Annotated in this window: 16 protein-coding genes; 5 read left to right on the top strand and 11 right to left on the bottom strand. The window is 68.7% G+C overall.

All coding sequences use genetic code 11. The features are described 5' to 3' along the window. Window positions 1-4 precede the first annotated feature (4 nt). Window positions 5-1,192: a ubiquinol oxidase subunit II gene (gene cyoA, locus TSH58p_RS02655; protein WP_109070874.1), complete on the bottom strand. Its 1,188-nt coding sequence runs from the start codon at window positions 1,190-1,192 to the stop codon at window positions 5-7. 210 nt (window positions 1,193-1,402) lie between these two features. Between cyoA and TSH58p_RS02650 the strand changes: the two genes are divergently transcribed. Continuing rightward, window positions 1,403-2,710 carry an MFS transporter gene (locus tag TSH58p_RS02650; protein ID WP_109070875.1) on the top strand — a complete coding sequence of 436 codons (1,308 nt, stop codon included), beginning with the start codon at window positions 1,403-1,405 and terminating at the stop codon, window positions 2,708-2,710. Window positions 2,711-2,740: 30 nt separating this feature from the next. Here TSH58p_RS02650 and TSH58p_RS02645 read toward each other — a convergent pair whose 3' ends face one another. Together TSH58p_RS02645 and TSH58p_RS02640 are read right to left on the bottom strand one after the other, a co-directional pair. Continuing rightward, window positions 2,741-3,091, bottom strand: a complete 351-nt coding sequence (locus TSH58p_RS02645; protein ID WP_109070876.1) for a type II toxin-antitoxin system RelE/ParE family toxin — start codon at window positions 3,089-3,091, stop codon at window positions 2,741-2,743. Window positions 3,092-3,094: 3 nt separating this feature from the next. Further along, window positions 3,095-3,346, bottom strand: a complete 252-nt coding sequence (locus TSH58p_RS02640; RefSeq protein ID WP_109070877.1) for a type II toxin-antitoxin system ParD family antitoxin — start codon at window positions 3,344-3,346, stop codon at window positions 3,095-3,097. A gap of 205 nt (window positions 3,347-3,551) precedes the next feature. On the opposite strand from TSH58p_RS02640, the gene TSH58p_RS33540 reads away from it, so the two are divergent. After that, window positions 3,552-3,719, top strand: a complete 168-nt coding sequence (locus tag TSH58p_RS33540) for a hypothetical protein (protein ID WP_199230157.1) — start codon at window positions 3,552-3,554, stop codon at window positions 3,717-3,719. Window positions 3,720-3,730: 11 nt separating this feature from the next. On the opposite strand, the gene TSH58p_RS02635 is transcribed toward TSH58p_RS33540, so the two are convergent. From TSH58p_RS02635 to TSH58p_RS02610, 6 genes are all read right to left on the bottom strand, one after another. Further along, window positions 3,731-4,624: an NAD(P)H-hydrate dehydratase gene (locus TSH58p_RS02635; RefSeq protein WP_109070878.1), complete on the bottom strand. Its 894-nt coding sequence runs from the start codon at window positions 4,622-4,624 to the stop codon at window positions 3,731-3,733. A gap of 11 nt (window positions 4,625-4,635) precedes the next feature. Continuing rightward, window positions 4,636-5,412, bottom strand: coding sequence for a histidine phosphatase family protein (locus TSH58p_RS02630; protein ID WP_109070879.1), 777 nt, complete (start codon window positions 5,410-5,412; stop codon window positions 4,636-4,638). A gap of 109 nt (window positions 5,413-5,521) precedes the next feature. Then, window positions 5,522-5,911, bottom strand: coding sequence for a hypothetical protein (locus TSH58p_RS02625; RefSeq protein WP_109070880.1), 390 nt, complete (start codon window positions 5,909-5,911; stop codon window positions 5,522-5,524). An 84-nt stretch (window positions 5,912-5,995) separates the two neighbouring features. After that, entirely contained in the window at window positions 5,996-7,756 is a 1,761-nt protein-coding gene (locus TSH58p_RS02620; protein WP_109070881.1) for a sensor domain-containing diguanylate cyclase, read from the bottom strand. A 97-nt stretch (window positions 7,757-7,853) separates the two neighbouring features. Further along, on the bottom strand, window positions 7,854-9,842 hold the full coding sequence (locus TSH58p_RS02615; RefSeq protein ID WP_109070882.1) for a BCCT family transporter: 1,989 nt from the start codon (window positions 9,840-9,842) through the stop codon (window positions 7,854-7,856). Between the two features lie 132 nt (window positions 9,843-9,974). After that, window positions 9,975-10,214 carry a hypothetical protein gene (locus TSH58p_RS02610; RefSeq protein WP_109070883.1) on the bottom strand — a complete coding sequence of 80 codons (240 nt, stop codon included), beginning with the start codon at window positions 10,212-10,214 and terminating at the stop codon, window positions 9,975-9,977. A gap of 107 nt (window positions 10,215-10,321) precedes the next feature. Between TSH58p_RS02610 and TSH58p_RS02605 the strand changes: the two genes are divergently transcribed. Next, on the top strand, window positions 10,322-11,959 hold the full coding sequence (locus tag TSH58p_RS02605) for a lysylphosphatidylglycerol synthase domain-containing protein (RefSeq protein WP_109070884.1): 1,638 nt from the start codon (window positions 10,322-10,324) through the stop codon (window positions 11,957-11,959). Here the strand turns inward: TSH58p_RS02605 and TSH58p_RS02600 are convergent. Beyond that, window positions 11,934-13,388 (bottom strand): TrkH family potassium uptake protein, encoded by a 1,455-nt coding sequence (locus TSH58p_RS02600; RefSeq protein ID WP_109070885.1) that lies wholly within the window; start codon window positions 13,386-13,388, stop codon window positions 11,934-11,936. The two genes, TSH58p_RS02605 and TSH58p_RS02600, sit on opposite strands and share 26 nt — an antisense overlap. A 44-nt stretch (window positions 13,389-13,432) precedes the next feature. Here TSH58p_RS02600 and TSH58p_RS33790 point away from each other — a divergent pair, with 44 nt between their 5' ends. Beyond that, on the top strand, window positions 13,433-14,092 hold the full coding sequence (locus tag TSH58p_RS33790; RefSeq protein WP_247895486.1) for a hypothetical protein: 660 nt from the start codon (window positions 13,433-13,435) through the stop codon (window positions 14,090-14,092). A gap of 176 nt (window positions 14,093-14,268) precedes the next feature. Beyond that, window positions 14,269-15,039, top strand: a complete 771-nt coding sequence (locus tag TSH58p_RS02590; RefSeq protein WP_109070887.1) for a hypothetical protein — start codon at window positions 14,269-14,271, stop codon at window positions 15,037-15,039. An 83-nt stretch (window positions 15,040-15,122) separates the two neighbouring features. Here the strand turns inward: TSH58p_RS02590 and TSH58p_RS02585 are convergent, their stop codons facing one another. Then, a complete protein-coding gene (locus TSH58p_RS02585) occupies window positions 15,123-15,848 on the bottom strand; it encodes a SapC family protein (RefSeq protein WP_109070888.1) in 726 nt (241 codons plus the stop codon). Window positions 15,849-15,867 lie beyond the last annotated feature (19 nt).

Genomic DNA, 15,867 nt, shown 5'->3' with positions numbered 1-15,867 from the left:
CCGCTCAGGGATTGGCCGTCAGCCGCGGCCCGAACGCAGGGGCGGGCGCGGAGATCGGCGTGATGGAGGAGCGCGGCAGACCCGCGCCGGAAATCGGGCCGGAAATCGGAGACTCGTCGGCGGGTGCGTTCAGCACGCCCAGCGACGACTCGACGGCGCGGCCGGTCAGTTCCTCGGTCGAGCAGATGCCGGCCACATAGACCGGCGCCGGGCCGAGAACGGCGGTGCCGCGGCGGGACAGCTTGTCGTGCATCAGCGGCATCACGTTGTCGATGCCGGCGAGGCCGAGGCCACCCTTGGCGTCGATGGCCATCATGTCGTGCATGCACATCTTGCCCGGCTCGACGCACATCCCGACGATGGCCTTGAACAGGCCCGAATCGACGGCGCCGTAGCGGCGCACCGGCTCGTTCTCGCTGGGACGCTCAAGCTGGAGATAGCCGTCGCGGTCGAGCTTGCCGCCGCCCGCCTTGATGTCCGCCACCCACTTGTCGAAGCCGTCGGCGGCCAGACCGTGGAAGGTGAACCGCATGTGCGAGAAGCCGGCGCCGCTGTAGTTGGCGGAGAAGCCCTTGTAGCTGCCCGGCTCGTTGATGACGGCGTGCAGCTTCGTCTCCATGCCGGCCATGGCGTAGATCTGCCCGGCCAGCGCGGGGATGTAGAAGGAGTTCATCACCGTCGAGGAGGTGATGTTGAAGCGGATCGGCCGGTCCACCGGGGCGGCCACCTCGTTCACCGTGGCGATGCCGTATTCCGGGTAGATGAACAGCCACTTCCAGTCGAGCGCCACGACGTTGACGTCGAGCATCTTCGTGTCGGCGGGAACCGGGCGACCGGCGGCGATGCGGTCGAGCGGGCGGTAGGGGTCGAGCAGGTGGGTCGCCATCCAGGTGATGGCGCCCAGGCAGATGATGATGAGCAGCGGGGCCGCCCAGATCACCAACTCGAGCTGCGTCGAATGGTCCCAATCCGGGTCGTAATCGGCCGTGCTATTCGACTGGCGGTAGCGCCACGCGAACAGCACCGTCAGCGCCATCACCGGAATGATGATGAGCAGCATCAGGAGGGTGGAGATGGTGATGAGGTTCGCCTGTTGGCTCGCCACGTCGCCGGACGGGCTCATCACCACAAGGTTGCAGCCACTCAAAACCGCTATCAGCGGCAGGAGGGCCAAGGCGCGGAAACGGGTCAAGGCAGGACCTGTCAGCAGGGGTTCGCTTTGGATTTGGGCGAAGAGCTAACCCCCACGGGCCGGGTCGGACATTGGACAATTTGTCCAATGCGCCGCGATTCCGCGCAGCCATTGACGCACATCAAGGCAATGCGTCCATGGGCGTGGCAGAATGCCGTTGCGGTGCCTATTTAATTCCCTCTGACGCAATTGCCAGACGGTGGGGGGACCATGGGATCATCGACCACGGCGACCGAACGGGACGCAAGACTGGTCAATGCCCGCGACCACCGGGTGAATCCCGGTGAAATCGCGATTGGCGTCATCATCGGACGGACGTCCGAATTCTTCGATTTTTTCGTTTATGCCATCGCTTCGGTGATCGTCTTCCCGAAGCTGGTCTTTCCCTATCTTGACCCGCTGACCGGAACGCTGTGGTCCTTCGCGATTTTCGCGCTGGCCTTCGTCGCCCGCCCGGTGGGCAGCATGCTGTTCATGGCCATCGACCGCGCGCACGGGCGTGGCGCGAAGCTGACCCTGTCCCTGTTCCTGCTGGGAACCTCGACGGTCGCCATCGCCTTCCTGCCGAGCTACGAGCAGATCGGCGCGGCGGCGATCTGGCTGCTGGCGGCGGCCCGCATCGGCCAGGGTCTGGCGCTGGGCGGCGCCTGGGACGGCCTCGCCTCCCTGCTGGCGCTGAACGCGCCGGAGAGCCGCCGCGGCTGGTACGCGATGATTCCGCAGCTCGGCGCGCCCATCGGGCTGATCGTGGCGAGCGCCCTTTTCGCCTATTTCGCCGGCAACCTGTCGGCGGAGGATTTCTTCAGCTGGGGCTGGCGCTACCCGTTCTTCGTGGCCTTCGCCATCAACGTGGTGGCGCTGTTCGCGCGGCTGCGCATCGTGGTGACGCCGGAATACACCCACCTGTTCGAAAGCCGCGAGCTTCAGCCGGTCCCGGTGACCGAAATGCTGCGCAACGAGGGCATGCGCGTCGTGCTGGGCGCCTTCGCCCCGCTGGCCAGCTTCGCGCTGTTCCACATGGTCACCGTCTTCCCGCTGTCCTGGATCTTCCTCTACACGCAGGACACCCCGGCGGACTTTCTGATGATCGAGGTGGTCGGGGCCTTCTTCGGCCTGGGGGCCATCATCGCCTCCGGCTGGATCGCCGACCGCATCGGCCGCCGCACCCTGCTGGGGAGCTGCGCCGCCGCCATCGCCGTGTTCAGCGGCGTGGCGCCCCTGCTGCTGAACGGCGGTCCGCTGGGCGAGTTGGTCTTCATGATCGTCGGCTTCGTGATCCTGGGCCTGTCCTTCGGCCAGTCGTCGGGCGTGGTCGCCTCGGGCTTCACCCAGCGCTACCGCTACACCGGCGCGGCCATCACGTCGGACCTCGCCTGGCTGTTCGGGGCGGGCTTCGCGCCGCTGGTGGCGCTGGTGCTGTCGGCCAACTACGGCCTGTTCTCGGCCGGCGCCTATCTGCTGTCGGGCGCGGTCTGCACGCTGCTGGCCCTGTGGCTCAACAAGACGCTGGCGAAGTGACCTGAGCGGGCGTCGGGAACCGGACCAGCCTCACGCCCCTTGCGGGATGCGGCGGTCCGGTTCCATCCTTTCATGGAGAAGGCGCAGAACGACGACGACCGGCGGCTCAGCGGGCCGCTTGTCCACAGCGTAATACAGTGTATGGGCCGCCGCACCGCGCCGGCCGGCGGCATGGTCCAGGTGAAAGGCGCGCAGACCGGGCACAATCCGCCCACGGTCCCAGGAGCCGCCCCGGGCGGGGTCTTCGGCAATCATCTCGACCGCCTTGGCGATCAATCCCTTGTAAACGTCCCTCTGCTGCGCCCCATAGCGTTCCGTGGTTTCCCGCAGGACCATCGCGAAGTCCCGCTTCGCCGCATCGGTGACGCGGTAGGCGACCACGGGTCAGTCCTCGATGTCGTTCAGGATGTCGGCAATGGGGCGGTCGTCCAGGCGGCCAGTCCTCCAGTCGTCGACGCCCACCAGGATGGCGCGCCGGAGCATCTCCTGCTTCTCAAGCTCGACCGCCTTTTCCCGATGGAGCAGGCGAAGCGCCTCACGCACGACTTCACTCTGCGACGCGTAGCCGCCGCTGGCCACCTCCCGCTCGACAAAGGCGGCCAGCGCTTCGGGCAGGCTGATGTTCATCGTCGGCATGGACCACCTCCTTCTTCCGAAGGACATTTCGGGACGATTGGCAATCTTTGTCAAGACGCCCGGACTCTCCGAAATTTCTCACTCGAACGCGCTTCGCTACCCGGCGGCGGTACACCCGAATCCCGCACAGCGGCTACCCCCGACTTTAATCGTCGTTAAGAGATCGGCGCGCATCCTGCCCTTACACACAGATCGGCAGGTCATCATGTCCCAGTACAATCCCGCTGTCGGCACCACCGAGACCGTTTCCTTCCCGCTCCCCCTCAGCGCCCCGGCCAAGAAACTGCGCGGCCTGCCGCTGATCGCCGTCTGGAGCGGGCTGATCGCCGCGCCCTGGGTCATCCTCTACCAGGCCGCCAAGCTGGTGTTCTGAAACCGGCGGTCTCAGACCGACAGTTCGGCCATGATCTCCGGCACCTGGGCCAGCAGTTCGCGGGCCAGGAAGCCCAGCGGGCCGCGGCGGGCCAGACGGTTGCCCGCCTCGCCATGCAGATGCACACCCCAGATCGCCGCCTGGGCCGGGTCGGCGCCCCGCGCGGCCAGCCCGGCGATGACGCCCGCCAGCGTGTCGCCCGAGCCCGAGGTGGCGAGCCCGACATTGCCGCCGTCATAGGCCCACAGCCGCCCGTCCGGCGTGGCGATGTGGGTGCAGGCCCCTTTCAGCACAACGATCACTTTATGAAGGTCCGCAACACGGCGGGCGGCGGCGGGCGGGTCGGCCTCCACCTCCTCCCGGCTGATGCCGGACAGGCCGGCCATTTCCCCGGCGTGCGGCGTGATGATCGTCCGCCCGTCGCGGCGGCACAGCGCCACGTTGGCGTCGTCCAAACCCATCAACGCCTCCGCGTCGATGACCAGCACGGGGCCGCCCTCCCCGTCCAGCCCGGCGATCAGGGCGCCGGTCAGGGCGGCGACCGCCCGCTTGTCCATCATGCCGGGACCGATCAGCACCGCGGTGCAGCGGGCCGCCCGTTCGCACAGCATGCCCACGCAGTCGGGGGCGATGCCGCCCTCCGCCGTCTCACCCAGGCCGAGCACCAGCGCCTCCGGCACGGCGAGCCCGAGATGCGGGGCCACGCTGCGGCAGGTGGCCATCTGGAGCTTGCCCGCCCCGGCGCGCAACGCCGCGGTGCCGGCCAGCAGCAGGGCCCCCGGCACCTCCACGCTGCCGCCGATGACCAGCACCCGGCCCCGCCCGTCCTTGTCGGCGCCCTCGCCCGGATGGGGAAGCGGCATGGAGCGCAACAGGTCGCGGGTGACCGGAATCGAGTCGCTCATCGGAACAGCGTTCATCGGGCGGCCACATTGGCATCGGGTTCGGCATCGGGTTCGGCGGTCAGCGGCGCCCCGGCCACCTCCAGCGGGGCGACGAAGTTGTAACGGCGAAGCTGCATCCGCCCGCTGTGCCCCTGGTCGGGATCGAAAGCGTATTCGGTGACTCCGCAGTTCGCCACGTCGCCCTCGCGGTCGATGGCGAGGATCTGCTCCTCCGTCATGCCTTCCAGCAGGTAGCGCAGGCACAGCACGACGACCTGATGGCTGACCACCAGAACCCGCTGCCCGCCATGGTGCAGGCTGATGGTGTCGAGCGCGCTGCGCAGCCGCAGGATCACGTCGCACCAGCTTTCCCCGGCCGGCGGGCGGAAGTAGAACTTGCCGAGGATGCGGCGGAACTCCGCCTGCTCGGGATGCTCCTGCGCGATGCCGACGGCGGTCAGCCGGTCGAGGATGCCGAACTCCTTCTCGCGCAGCCGCTCGTCCACCACGAACTCCGTGGGTTCGACCGGCAGGCCGCCCCCGGCGTGGATGATCTCCGCCGTGCGCCGGGCGCGTCGGTAGGGGGAGGTCAGCACCACATCGGGCCGTTCGCCCGGCGGCAGCGCGGCGAACCAGCGCGCCAGCGCGGCGGACTGCTGCTCCCCCTGGAGGCTGAGCGGCACGTCCACGTCGCGTTCGGCGATGTCGATCCGCCCCAGCCCGGCGGCGTAGGCGGCGTCGCGCGCGACGTTGCCGGCGCTTTCCCCGTGACGGACGATCCACAGCCTCTGCGGCCAGCGCTGCTGCATGGTGAACGATCCCTTCCCGCCTCAACCACGGCTTTCAACGGGAAAATGGCCGTTCCGTCACGCAGCGGCGCGTCTTTCCGCCCGCGATCAGGCCGCGATCAGGCCGCGATCAGGCGGTCCGGCGCTCGAAGATGCGTTCGGCGGTGGACTTGCCGGGGCGCCAGGGCACGATGCTGATGGGGGCCGCCGGGTCGAGGCTGCCGTTCGCCCGCAGGCAGTCGATGGCGGCCAGCGGCTCGTCGCCCTGGGGCAGGCCGGGCTGTTCGAGCAGATATTGCCGGCGGTTGTCGGTCACCGCCCAGCCCGGCGGACGGCCGAGCGGGCTGGTGGCGACCACCCCGATCGGCTCGGAGACGAGCCACGCCTCGTCCGTGACGCTCCAGCCGACGAGGCGGCGTTCGCCGGGACCCGTCCCGGCACCGCCCATACCAGCACCGATGTCGAGCCAGGCCCACTGGCGCAGGCGGGTGGTGCGGTCACCATCGACGCAGACGAACATGATCCCATCCTCTCCCGTCAAGAACCGGTCAGGTGGGTATTGTTCTTCTTTTGTTCCGACTCCGCAAGCGGATTCCGCTCCCGGTCAGTCCGGATTCCTGTGGGGAATGTCCTTGTAGAAGACGTGGGTGCCGCGGCCCGCCTGCTTGGCCCGGTACATCGCGCCGTCCGCCGCCACCAGCAGACCGCGGGCGTCCGCCCCGTCGGCCGGAGACAGGGCGATCCCGATGCTGGCGCCGATCACGGCGGTCATCCCCTGCACCGGGATGGGCAGCGCAACGGCTTCCACGATCTTGGCCGCCACGCTTCCGGCGTCCGCGGCGGAGGTCACATCCTCCAGCACGACGGTGAACTCGTCGCCGCCGACGCGGGCCACCGTGTCGCTGCGGCGCAGGCAATCGGCGATGCGCGCCGCGGCGATGCGCAGCACCTCGTCCCCGCAATCGTGGCCCATGCGGTCGTTGACCGCCTTGAACCCGTCGAGGTCGATGAACAGCAGGGCGAGCGGGCGCCCGGACCGCCGCGAGCGGGCCAGCGCCACGTCCAGCCGGTCGAAGAGAAGGCGGCGGTTGGGCAGGCCGGTCAGGGCGTCGTGGTTGGCGAGATGGTCCTTCTCCGCCTCGCTCCGCCGCAGATCCTCCTCGGCGGCCTTGCGCAGCGTGATGTCCCGTCCGATGCCGACCAGCCCGAGAAGCTCGTTGCCGGCGTCGCGAATCGGCGCCTTCAGGATCTCGACCCAGATTTGCCCGCCATCGGGCAGCGGGATGCTCTCCTCGTTGCGGCGCGGCTGGTCCTCGGCATAGACCAGGGCGTCGCCCGCGCGGATGCCCTCGGCCATTCCGGGGGGCCAGATCTCGTGGCTGCCCAACCCGACCAGCTGCTCCAGCGGCCGTCCGCTCCAGGAGGCGAAGGCGCGGTTGGCCTTGCGCAGCACGCCATCCCGGTCCTTGAAGAAGACGGCGTCGGGGATGGTGTCGATGATCCCCTGCAGCAGGGCGTGCTGCCGCAGAAGCTGCTTTTCCGTCTGCCGCCGCTCGGTGATGTCGCGGGCGATGCCGACGACGCCCAGCATCTTGCCGCTGCGGTCGAGGCAGACCGCCTTGGCGGTCTCCATCAGCACGCGGCGCCCGTCGGGGTGGACGAACCACTCCTCGCTGCGGGAGAAGCCCTTCTGCATGGCGATCTGGTCGGTCCGCCGCCGCCGCGCCGCCGTCTCGGCGTCGAACAGCCGGTGGTCGGTCAGCCCCAGCGGCGGGCGCCCCGCGTAGTCGAGCATCGCCCGGTTGACCTTGAGGTAGGTGCCGTTCACGTCCTTGAAGAAGACGATGTCCGGCATCGAGTCGATCAGGCTTTGCAGCATGGCGCGCTCGCGGTCGAGCGCCTCGGTGTCGGTGCCGCCATGGTCCGGATCGACCGACGGGGTGGCGAGCTGCGCCTCGTGCAGGATGCCCAGGCGGCCGTCCGGCAGCGCCATGCCGCTGCGCCGCACCCAGGCGGTGACCGGGCGGCCCTTGGGGTAGAAGGTCCAGCGTCCCGTCGCCGATTCCCCTTCGGCCTGCGGCGCCCCCTCCGGCTGGCTGCCGAAATCGCGGGCCTGGAAGTCGGCGAGGGACGCGGCGTTCCACAGCTCCAACGCGGCGCGGTTGCCCCAGACCATCCGTCCGCGGCCGCCGTCATACAGCCAGACCGGCGCCCACAACCCGTCGAGCAGGGGAAGATCGGCAACCGTCATCGAGGGCGCCACCGGGGCCGCCATCGGGGCCGTCACCGCGCGGCCCGCCGACGCGCGCGACTCCCCGCCGGGGGCGCCGGCCCCGGACTGGTTCTGATTTGCCTGATGACCCATGGTGGTCGCCGCCGCCTCGGCACGAAGAATGCACCGAACGGCTTTCTAGCATAATTCGAGGCAAGCTTCTCCTGCTACCGCAAGAGACCGCGCTCTTTCACCAGCCTCTCCACTTTCCATACTCCTGCACGAAATCGCGGACGATTGCTTCCCGCCCGGCGAGAGCCGGCAACAATTGTTTGTGCAAGCCTCCACGCAGGATCACCTCGACGCGCATCTGCCACCGGTCATCCCCCGCCTTCAGCTCGGGAAAGGCGAAGGTCAGCGGGTGGTAGGCCCGCGCGCGGATGTCGTAGCTGAACTCCTCCTCCCCGTCGCGCAGGACGGCCAGACCGGCGTTGAAGGGGCCGACCTCGATGACGGCCCGGCGGCCGAGCCGTTCCAGCTCCGCCGCGATGTCGCGGAAGGCCGGCTCGACCGTGTCGGCGATGTAGCGGGCGACTTCGCGCCGCGCCCCGGCCGCGCCGGGCGGGGCCGCCGCCGCGATGGCCGCCTTGCGCCCGATCACGGCGGCCAGCTGCTGGCGCCAGTCGCCGTCGCCCACCGGCTGAACCGGGGCGCCGCCCTCCGAGGCGGTGGCGACCCGAGCGACCCGCCGGTCCGGCCCCGCCCGACGCTCCCCCCGCAGGCTGGTCACCAGCCCGACGCACATCAGCACCATGACCACCGCGAAGGGCAGCGCCGTCGTCACCGCCGCCGTCTGAAGCGCCTGCAGCCCGCCGACGAGGAGAAGCACCGCCGCCACCACGCCGGACAGCACCGCCCAGAAGATGCGCGTCGCGATGGGCGGGTCCTGGTTGCCGCCGGAGCCGATGATGTCGATCACCAGGGCGCCGGAATCGGCCGAGGTGACGAAGAAGGTGACGACGATCAGCGTCGCCAGCGCCGAGGTGACCACGCTGAGCGGCAGGCGGTCCAGCATGACGAACAGGGCCGTCGGCACGCTCTCCTGAACCGCCGCCGCCATGCCGCCGCCTTCGAACATCTCCATGTGGATCGCCGTCTCGCCGAACACGGTGAACCAGACGAAGGTCAGCGCCACCGGGGCGAACAGCACGCCGCCGATGAACTCCCGGATCGTGCGCCCGCGCGACACCCGCGCGATGAACATGCCGACGAACGGCGCCCAGGAAATCCACCAGCCCCAGTAGAACATCGTCCAGCTCGCCTGCCACTCCGCCCCGGTGTAGGGCAGCGTGCGGAAGCTGGTGTAGGGCAAGGTCCACAGATAGCGCCCGATGCTCTCCACCAGCGTGGACAGCAGGAACACGGAGGGGCCGAGCAGGAAGACGAACAGCAGGAGCAGAAGCCCCGCCAGCATGTTCAGCTCGCTGAGCCGGCGGATGCCGCGCCCGACGCCGCTGACCGCCGAGGCGGTGGCGATTGCCGTGATGACGGCGATCAGCACCATCTGCTGCACCGTCCCGACGCCGACCAGCCCGAGATAGTCGAGCCCGGCGTTGATCTGCATGACCCCAAGCCCCAGCGAGGTGGCGATGCCGAACAGCGTGCCGACGATCGCCACGATGTCCACCAGATGGCCCGGCCAGCCGCGCAGCCGGTCGCCCAGCAGCGGGTAGAGCGCCGACCGGATGGTCAGGGGCAGGTCGTGCCGGTAGGCGAAATAGCCCAGCGACAGGCCGACCGTGATGTAGATGCCCCAGGCGTGCAGCCCCCAATGCAGGAAGGCCAGATTCATCGCCTCCCGCGCCGCGTCGGGAGTGCCCGCCTCCCCGACCCGCGGGTTGGCGAAATGCAGCACCGGCTCGGCCACGCCGTAGAACAGAAGGCCGATGCCCATGCCCGCGCTGAACAGCATGGCGAACCAGGTCAGGTAGCTGAATTCCGGCTCGTCGTCGTCCTTGCCGAGCTTGATCGATCCATAGGGGCTGAAGAACAACCAAAAAGCGAACAAGAGAAAGCCGGCAACGGACAGAATGTAGAACCAGCCGAAGTTGCCGACGATGGCGGACTGGAGGGCGGAAACCCGCGCGCCGAATGATTCGGTGAAGACGCTGGCGAAAAGGACGAACAGAAGAATCAGCCCTCCCGCGGTGAAGGAAACCGTTTTGTTGATCCCGTGCATGGTTTTTCTCCGGGTCCGGGCAGCGCACCCGAATCCGAGGCGCGGCGTCTTGGCCCACACAACGGATCAACCCGGCCGGAGTTTCCAAAAAAACGCCGCGCTCATGCTTCCGGCGAGCGGCGCCGCGGCCGGTCACGCCGAACGGTCGCCCTTCCGCCGCTCCGACCGAAGGCGGCGCCGCAGGACCAGCGCGTACCAGGCCAGCAGGACCGTGGTGAACAGCGACAGGGTGAAGGACACCCCGTCCGGCCGCAGGCCATAGCCCGTGGTGGCGCCGAACAGCGTCACCGAACTGTCCCAGAGATAGGCGAGCAGCAGGATGAGCGTGTTGGTCCCCGACAGGCCGGTGGCGAGATAAAGCACAAGATGCATCCGTTGCCTCCCGAAGAACCCTGCCCGGCCATGCGCTTTTTCGTTGCGCGGTGTTGTTCTTGTCCTAAGCCCCGTCATCCTAGGCGCCCGGAGCGATCCTGTCAGCCATGGCCCACACCGAAAGCCCCCAGACCTGGACCCAGCGGCTCCTGCGCTACGGCACGGGGGTGCTGATCCTGGCCCTGCTCGCCGGGGCTCTGGTCATCCTGAACCGCTGGCTGGAGCAGTACAGCGTCGCCGACATCCGGCAGGCGCTCGACCGCATCACGGGCACGCAGCTTCTCGCCGCCTCGGCGGCGGCGGCGGTCAGCTACTGGCTGCTGACGCTCTACGACCTGCTGGCCCTGCGCCATCTGCGGCGGCCCCTGCCCTACCGCTGGGTGGCCTTCACCGCCTTCACCAGCTACGCCTTCAGCCACAGCCTGGGCTTCGCCAGCATCATCGGGGCGACGGTCCGCTACCGCCTCTACGCGCCCCACGGGCTGGGCGGTGTGGAGGTGGCGCAGGTGACGCTGTTCGTCGTCACCACCTTCATGCTCGGGCTGGCGACGGTGATGCCAGTGGTCATGCTGATTGACCCCACGGCGCTGAAGGCACTGCATGTCCCGCCGGGAAGCGCCACCCTGCTGGGATTGGCGGCGCTGGCGGTCCTGGTGGCCTACGGGGTGGGCGGCTTCTGGCTGCGCCGGCCGCTGCGGGTGTTCGGGCACGCCGTCGCCTTTCCCCGCCCGTCCATCGCGGTCCGGCAGCTCCTGCTCGGGCTGTGCGACCTGTCGCTGGCCGCGCTGGTGCTCTATCTGTGCCTGCCGCCGAGCGACGCGGTGAGCTACGCCGACGTTCTGGTCGCCTTCGGGCTGGCGCTGGTCGCCGGCATCATCAGCCATGTGCCGGGCGGGCTGGGGGTGTTCGACGCCATCGTCCTGGTCAGCCTGACCCCGGCGATGCCCGGCAACGACGTGATGGCGGGGCTGCTGGTCTTCCGGCTGATCTACTATCTGGCGCCGCTGGTGATCGCCGGGCTGATGTTCGGCGGGGTCGAGGCCTTCCAGGCCCGGCGCCGCATCGGCGGCCTGTCGCGGGGCATCTCCGCCGCCGTCAGCCCGGCGGTGCCGCTGGTGCTGGCCGCCTGCATCTTCATCACCGGGGCCTTCCTGCTGTTCTCCCGCGCCACGCCGGAGGAGACGCTGCCCGCCCCCTTCGACGCCACGGCGCTGCCGCTGGTGGAGATGTCGCACTTCACCGGCAGCGTCGCCGGGGTGCTGCTGATCCTGCTGGCCCACGCGGTGCAGCGGCGGCTGCACGCCGCCTGGGTGCTGTCGCTGGTGCTGCTGGCGACCGGCTGCGCCACGGCCCTGCTGAAGGGCGGCGACTGGCCGGAGGCCATCGTGCCCGGGCTGATCTTCCTGGCCCTGCTGCCCGCCCGCAAGGAGTTCCACCGCCGCGGCAACATCCTGCGCAACCCTTTGACGCCGAGCTGGTTCATCGCGACCGGGGTGGCGCTGGCCAGCGCCTTCTGGCTGGGTCTGTTCTCCTACAAGCACATCGCCTTCAGCGACGAGCTGTGGTGGCATTTCACCCTGCACGGCGACGCCTCCCGCTTCCTGCGGGCGTCGGTGGCGGTCGGGGTGATCGCGCTCGGCGCCGCCCTGGTCCATCTGGTGTCGGCGGCCAGCCGCGACCCGCAGGAGCGGGAGCGGGAGGAGAAGCCCCCCGGCCCGCTCACCGCCGCCAGAAGGACGGACTGAGCACGACCAGGACGGTGAAGAACTCCAGCCGCCCCAGCAGCATGCCGGCGGCCAGAGCCCATTTGGCGCCGTCCGGCATGGTGGCGTAGTTGCCGACCGGCCCGATGGTCGGGCCGAGGCCGGGGCCGACGTTGCTGACCGCGGTCGCCGCCCCCGACAGGGCGGACACCACGTCCACCCCGAGGAAGGCCAGGACGAAGGCCAGGACGAACACCGACATCAGGTAGACGAAGCCGAAGCTCATCACCGAGATCATCACGTCGGCGCTGACCGGCTTGCCGTTGTAGTTCAGCGGGATCACCAGATTGGGGCTGTAGAGGCGGCGCTGGAGAGCGCGCAGCACGATGAAGAGGATCTCGAACCGGAAGATCTTCAGCCCGCCCGAGGTCGATCCGGTGCAGCCACCGACGAAGGTCAGGATGAAGAAGACCACCGACGCCAACGGCCCCCACCGCTCGTAGTCGATGGAGGCGTAGCCGGTGGTGGTGACCACCGAGACGACGCTGAAGGTGGTCACGCGGATGGCGTCGTCCCACGGCACTCCCCGCGTCAGCGTCAGCCAGACCGACATGCCGAAGGACACCGCCGCGAGGAAGCCGAGGTACCAGCGGATCTGCGTGTCCGCCCAGAAGCTGGCCGCCCGCCCCTGGGCGAGGCTGATGAAACGGACGAAGGGCATGCCGCCCAGCACCATGAAGATCACCAGGACCCACTCGATGGCCGGGCTGTTCCAGCTGGCGATGGACGCGTCGCGGGTGGAGAAGCCGCCGGTCGACACGGCGGTCATCGCGTGGTTGACGGCGTCGAACCAGGACATTCCGGCATAGGCGAGCATCACCGCGCAGACCGCGGTCAGGCACAGGTAGATCCAGCCCACCGCGATGGCGAGGTCGCTGGCCCGCGGCGTCACCTTGTCCGACCGGTCGGAGGATTCCGAGCGGAAGAGCTGCATGCCGCCGACCTGGAGGAAGGGCAGGATGGCGATGGCCATGCCGATGATGCCGATGCCGCCCAGCCATTGCAGCAGCGACCGCCACAGCAGCAGCCCCGGCGCCAGCCCGTCCAGCCCGGAGATCACCGTGGCCCCGGTGGCGGTCAGGGACGACATTGCCTCGAAATAGGCGTCGGCCGCCGACAGGTCGATCTGCGACACCATGAAGGGCACGGCGGCGAAGGCGCAGATGACGACCCAGGACAGGGCCGTCAGCAGGAAGGCCTGCCTGAGGTTCAGCGCGATCCGGTCCATGCGGTTGGCCAGCATGAACTGGACGCCGAAGAACAGCGTCAGGGCGAAGGCGATGGCGAAGACCATCCAGTCCGGATTGCCGGCCGCCAGATCGACGGTCATCGGAAGCAGCATCGCGACGGCCAGGACGCTGAGAAGCGCGCCGATGATGAAGAAGACGGGGCGGGTGTCGAAACCAGTCATGCACAGGCCATAGCCGATCGGAATTGCGGCCTAAATTGTCACGATTGCGCCGGCTCGGCATTGCCGAAGCGCGAAGCGCGGCGATTTTTCCTTCGGATTACCCCAAAGGGCCGGATCAAGCCAGCGATGCGCCGTCAATTCACCCAGAGAGCACCGCAATACTCCGAAAGATGTCTGGAAACGGGCCGGATGCGCCTCCGCAAAGAGGGGCGCGGGGCTGGACGGCGGAGGACATCCTGTGCACACTCCGCCCCGACTTCCGGCTCAAATCGTCGAGCCTTCCCGGACGGCCGGGACCCGCAGGAAACTGGAACAGACAATGGACTGGCGGCGTGCTTTCGGACGATGCCCTGATCTTTCTTCAGCATTCGATCAAGACGGTGTGGACTCTGGAGATCCTGCTGATTTTGCGGCGTGACCCGGATCGGACGTGGAATTCGGAAGAAGTCATTCGCGAATCACGCAGCAGCACGCTCATCCTCCAGGAAGTCTTGGAGAATCTTCAGCAGGCTGACTTGATCGATACGGACGGGGACCATCGCATCCGCTACCGCAGCGCGACCCCGGCCCTGGAGCGCCTCGTGGCGGAGATCGCCTCCGCACAGGCCCGGCGTCCGGCGGCGGTCACGAAGGCGCTGCTCTCCGTGTCGTCGGACAAGGTCCAGAACTTCGCCGGCACCTTCCGCGTCGGAAAAAGGACATGAGAGTCCGGTCATAAATTCCCCCGGAAGAGGGCCGGATTTTGCTAAACTGTCGTTCGAAGCAACCGCATTTGGCCGGTCGCCTCGTCCGGAGCCGCCTTGTCCGGAAGAGGGGCGAACGGCTGTACTTGCCTTGATCCGCCGACCGAATGGCTTCGATGTCCTGTGGAGTTTCCATTATGCCGTTTCACCGACCGGCCCTGGGGCTGTCCCTTGCCGCCCTCGCCCTGGCCGGAACCCTGGCGGGCGCCGCTCAGGCCGCAACCACCGATCGCAGCCCCGCTCCCACTGCCGCTCCCACTGCCGCTCCCACTGCCGCTCCCACTGCCGCTCCCACTGCCGCTCCCACTGCCCAAGCCGCTCCGGCCACCACCGCTCCGGCCGGCGCGGCCGAGACGGCGCCCGCCGCCAAGGTCACCGGTTTCCGCTCCGCCCGCTTCGGCATGACCGGCGACGAGGTCGCGAAGGCCATCACCAAGGATTTCAAGATCGAGGGCAAGGACATCCGCCGCGAGACCAACGCGACGGAGCGGACCACCAGCCTGATCGTGAAGGTCGACGACCTGCAGACCGGCGCCGGCCCGGCGGTCGTCGCCTACATCCTCGGCCATTCGACGCAGAAGCTGTTCCAGGTCAACATCCTGTGGGGCGGCGCGGTGAATCCGAAAGTCGACCCCAACGCCCTGGTCGGCGCGGCCAACGCGCTGCGCAACTACTTCGTGGCGCAGGGCTACCGGCAGGAAGGGATGCTGCTCAACGCACCGGTCGGCGACGGGTCGCAGGTGGTGGTCTTCCGCGGCACCGACAGCCAGGGGCGCATGAGCCTGCTGACCCTCGCGGTCCCGCCGAAGCCTTCGGACGACACCCCCGCCCTGCCGCCGTCGCTCCAGCTCTCCTACATCGAGAAGCCGAACGAGCCGGACGTCTTCAAGATCGAAAAGGGTTTCTGATCGGCGGCCTTCGCCGGTCCGCAACGAAGAAGGGCGGCGCCACGGTGGCGCCGCCCTTTCCGTTTCCGGCCGGCCGGACCGGCTCAGCCCCGGAGGGCGAGGCGGTCGACGAGACCCGACCAGCTGCTGACCGAAATCAGATGGGCGTAGACCAGCCCCAGCCAGCCGCGGTCACGCCATTCCACCAGCGTCTCGGCGGGAAGCTGGTTGAAGGCCGCCTCGTCGATCACGTTGAAGCCGGCGAGGCTCAGCCGCTCGCCGTTGTTCAGGGTGATGTCGGCGCGCTTCTCCGACATCAGGCCGGCGGCGGTCACCGCCTCGACGAACTGCGTGGTGTAGGCGCTCTGGGCCTGGACTTCCTTGACGAACTCCAGGGCGTTGTTGGTCAGGGCGGACGGCTGCCCGTCGACGAAGAAGGGGTTGTCCCGACCCGGAACGACGGAGTCCGCCGCCTCGTCGATGCACAGGGTGAGCTGGGACTTGTCCTCGCTCTCAAGGAAGATGAACGGGTAGCGGCGCACATAGGCGGGGATGTAGGCCCCCTCCTCCCACGCGCCGTTCGCGTCGACGAACAGGTTCTCCCCCGAACGCAGGCCGAGCAGCGCCACCGGCTGGGCGGTCGGGCCCTCCGAGAACAGGATCGGGAACTGCTTGCAGGCCGCGGGGAACTCCGCCGCCATCAGCGGCACCGAGTTGGTGGCGGCCGCGAAGGCGAAGTTCGGCTCGGTCCGCAGCGACAGATCGGCGTCGCGGGCGGCCACCAGCGGGCGGGGGCTCTTGTAGAACAGGGGCAGGGTCGGGTTGGTCATCGTTCGCTATCCAAAGGGT

It is taken from the genome of Azospirillum sp. TSH58, assembly GCF_003119115.1.
Lineage (GTDB): Bacteria > Pseudomonadota > Alphaproteobacteria > Azospirillales > Azospirillaceae > Azospirillum.
Note: the sequence above shows the minus strand (reverse complement) of the source record. Positions and strands in the feature narration are given on the sequence as shown.

Coding starts and splice junctions, on each gene's coding strand:
- TSH58p_RS02650 (WP_109070875.1), top strand. CDS start 1,403: ATGGGATCATCGACCACGGCGACCGAACGGGACGCAAGACTGGTCAAT.
- TSH58p_RS02640 (WP_109070877.1), bottom strand. CDS start 3,346: ATGCCGACGATGAACATCAGCCTGCCCGAAGCGCTGGCCGCCTTTGTC.
- TSH58p_RS33540 (WP_199230157.1), top strand. CDS start 3,552: ATGTCCCAGTACAATCCCGCTGTCGGCACCACCGAGACCGTTTCCTTC.
- TSH58p_RS02635 (WP_109070878.1), bottom strand. CDS start 4,624: ATGAGCGACTCGATTCCGGTCACCCGCGACCTGTTGCGCTCCATGCCG.
- TSH58p_RS02630 (WP_109070879.1), bottom strand. CDS start 5,412: ATGCAGCAGCGCTGGCCGCAGAGGCTGTGGATCGTCCGTCACGGGGAA.
- TSH58p_RS02625 (WP_109070880.1), bottom strand. CDS start 5,911: ATGTTCGTCTGCGTCGATGGTGACCGCACCACCCGCCTGCGCCAGTGG.
- TSH58p_RS02620 (WP_109070881.1), bottom strand. CDS start 7,756: ATGGGTCATCAGGCAAATCAGAACCAGTCCGGGGCCGGCGCCCCCGGC.
- TSH58p_RS02615 (WP_109070882.1), bottom strand. CDS start 9,842: ATGCACGGGATCAACAAAACGGTTTCCTTCACCGCGGGAGGGCTGATT.
- TSH58p_RS02610 (WP_109070883.1), bottom strand. CDS start 10,214: ATGCATCTTGTGCTTTATCTCGCCACCGGCCTGTCGGGGACCAACACG.
- TSH58p_RS02605 (WP_109070884.1), top strand. CDS start 10,322: ATGGCCCACACCGAAAGCCCCCAGACCTGGACCCAGCGGCTCCTGCGC.
- TSH58p_RS02600 (WP_109070885.1), bottom strand. CDS start 13,388: ATGACTGGTTTCGACACCCGCCCCGTCTTCTTCATCATCGGCGCGCTT.
- TSH58p_RS02590 (WP_109070887.1), top strand. CDS start 14,269: ATGCCGTTTCACCGACCGGCCCTGGGGCTGTCCCTTGCCGCCCTCGCC.
- TSH58p_RS02585 (WP_109070888.1), bottom strand. CDS start 15,848: ATGACCAACCCGACCCTGCCCCTGTTCTACAAGAGCCCCCGCCCGCTG.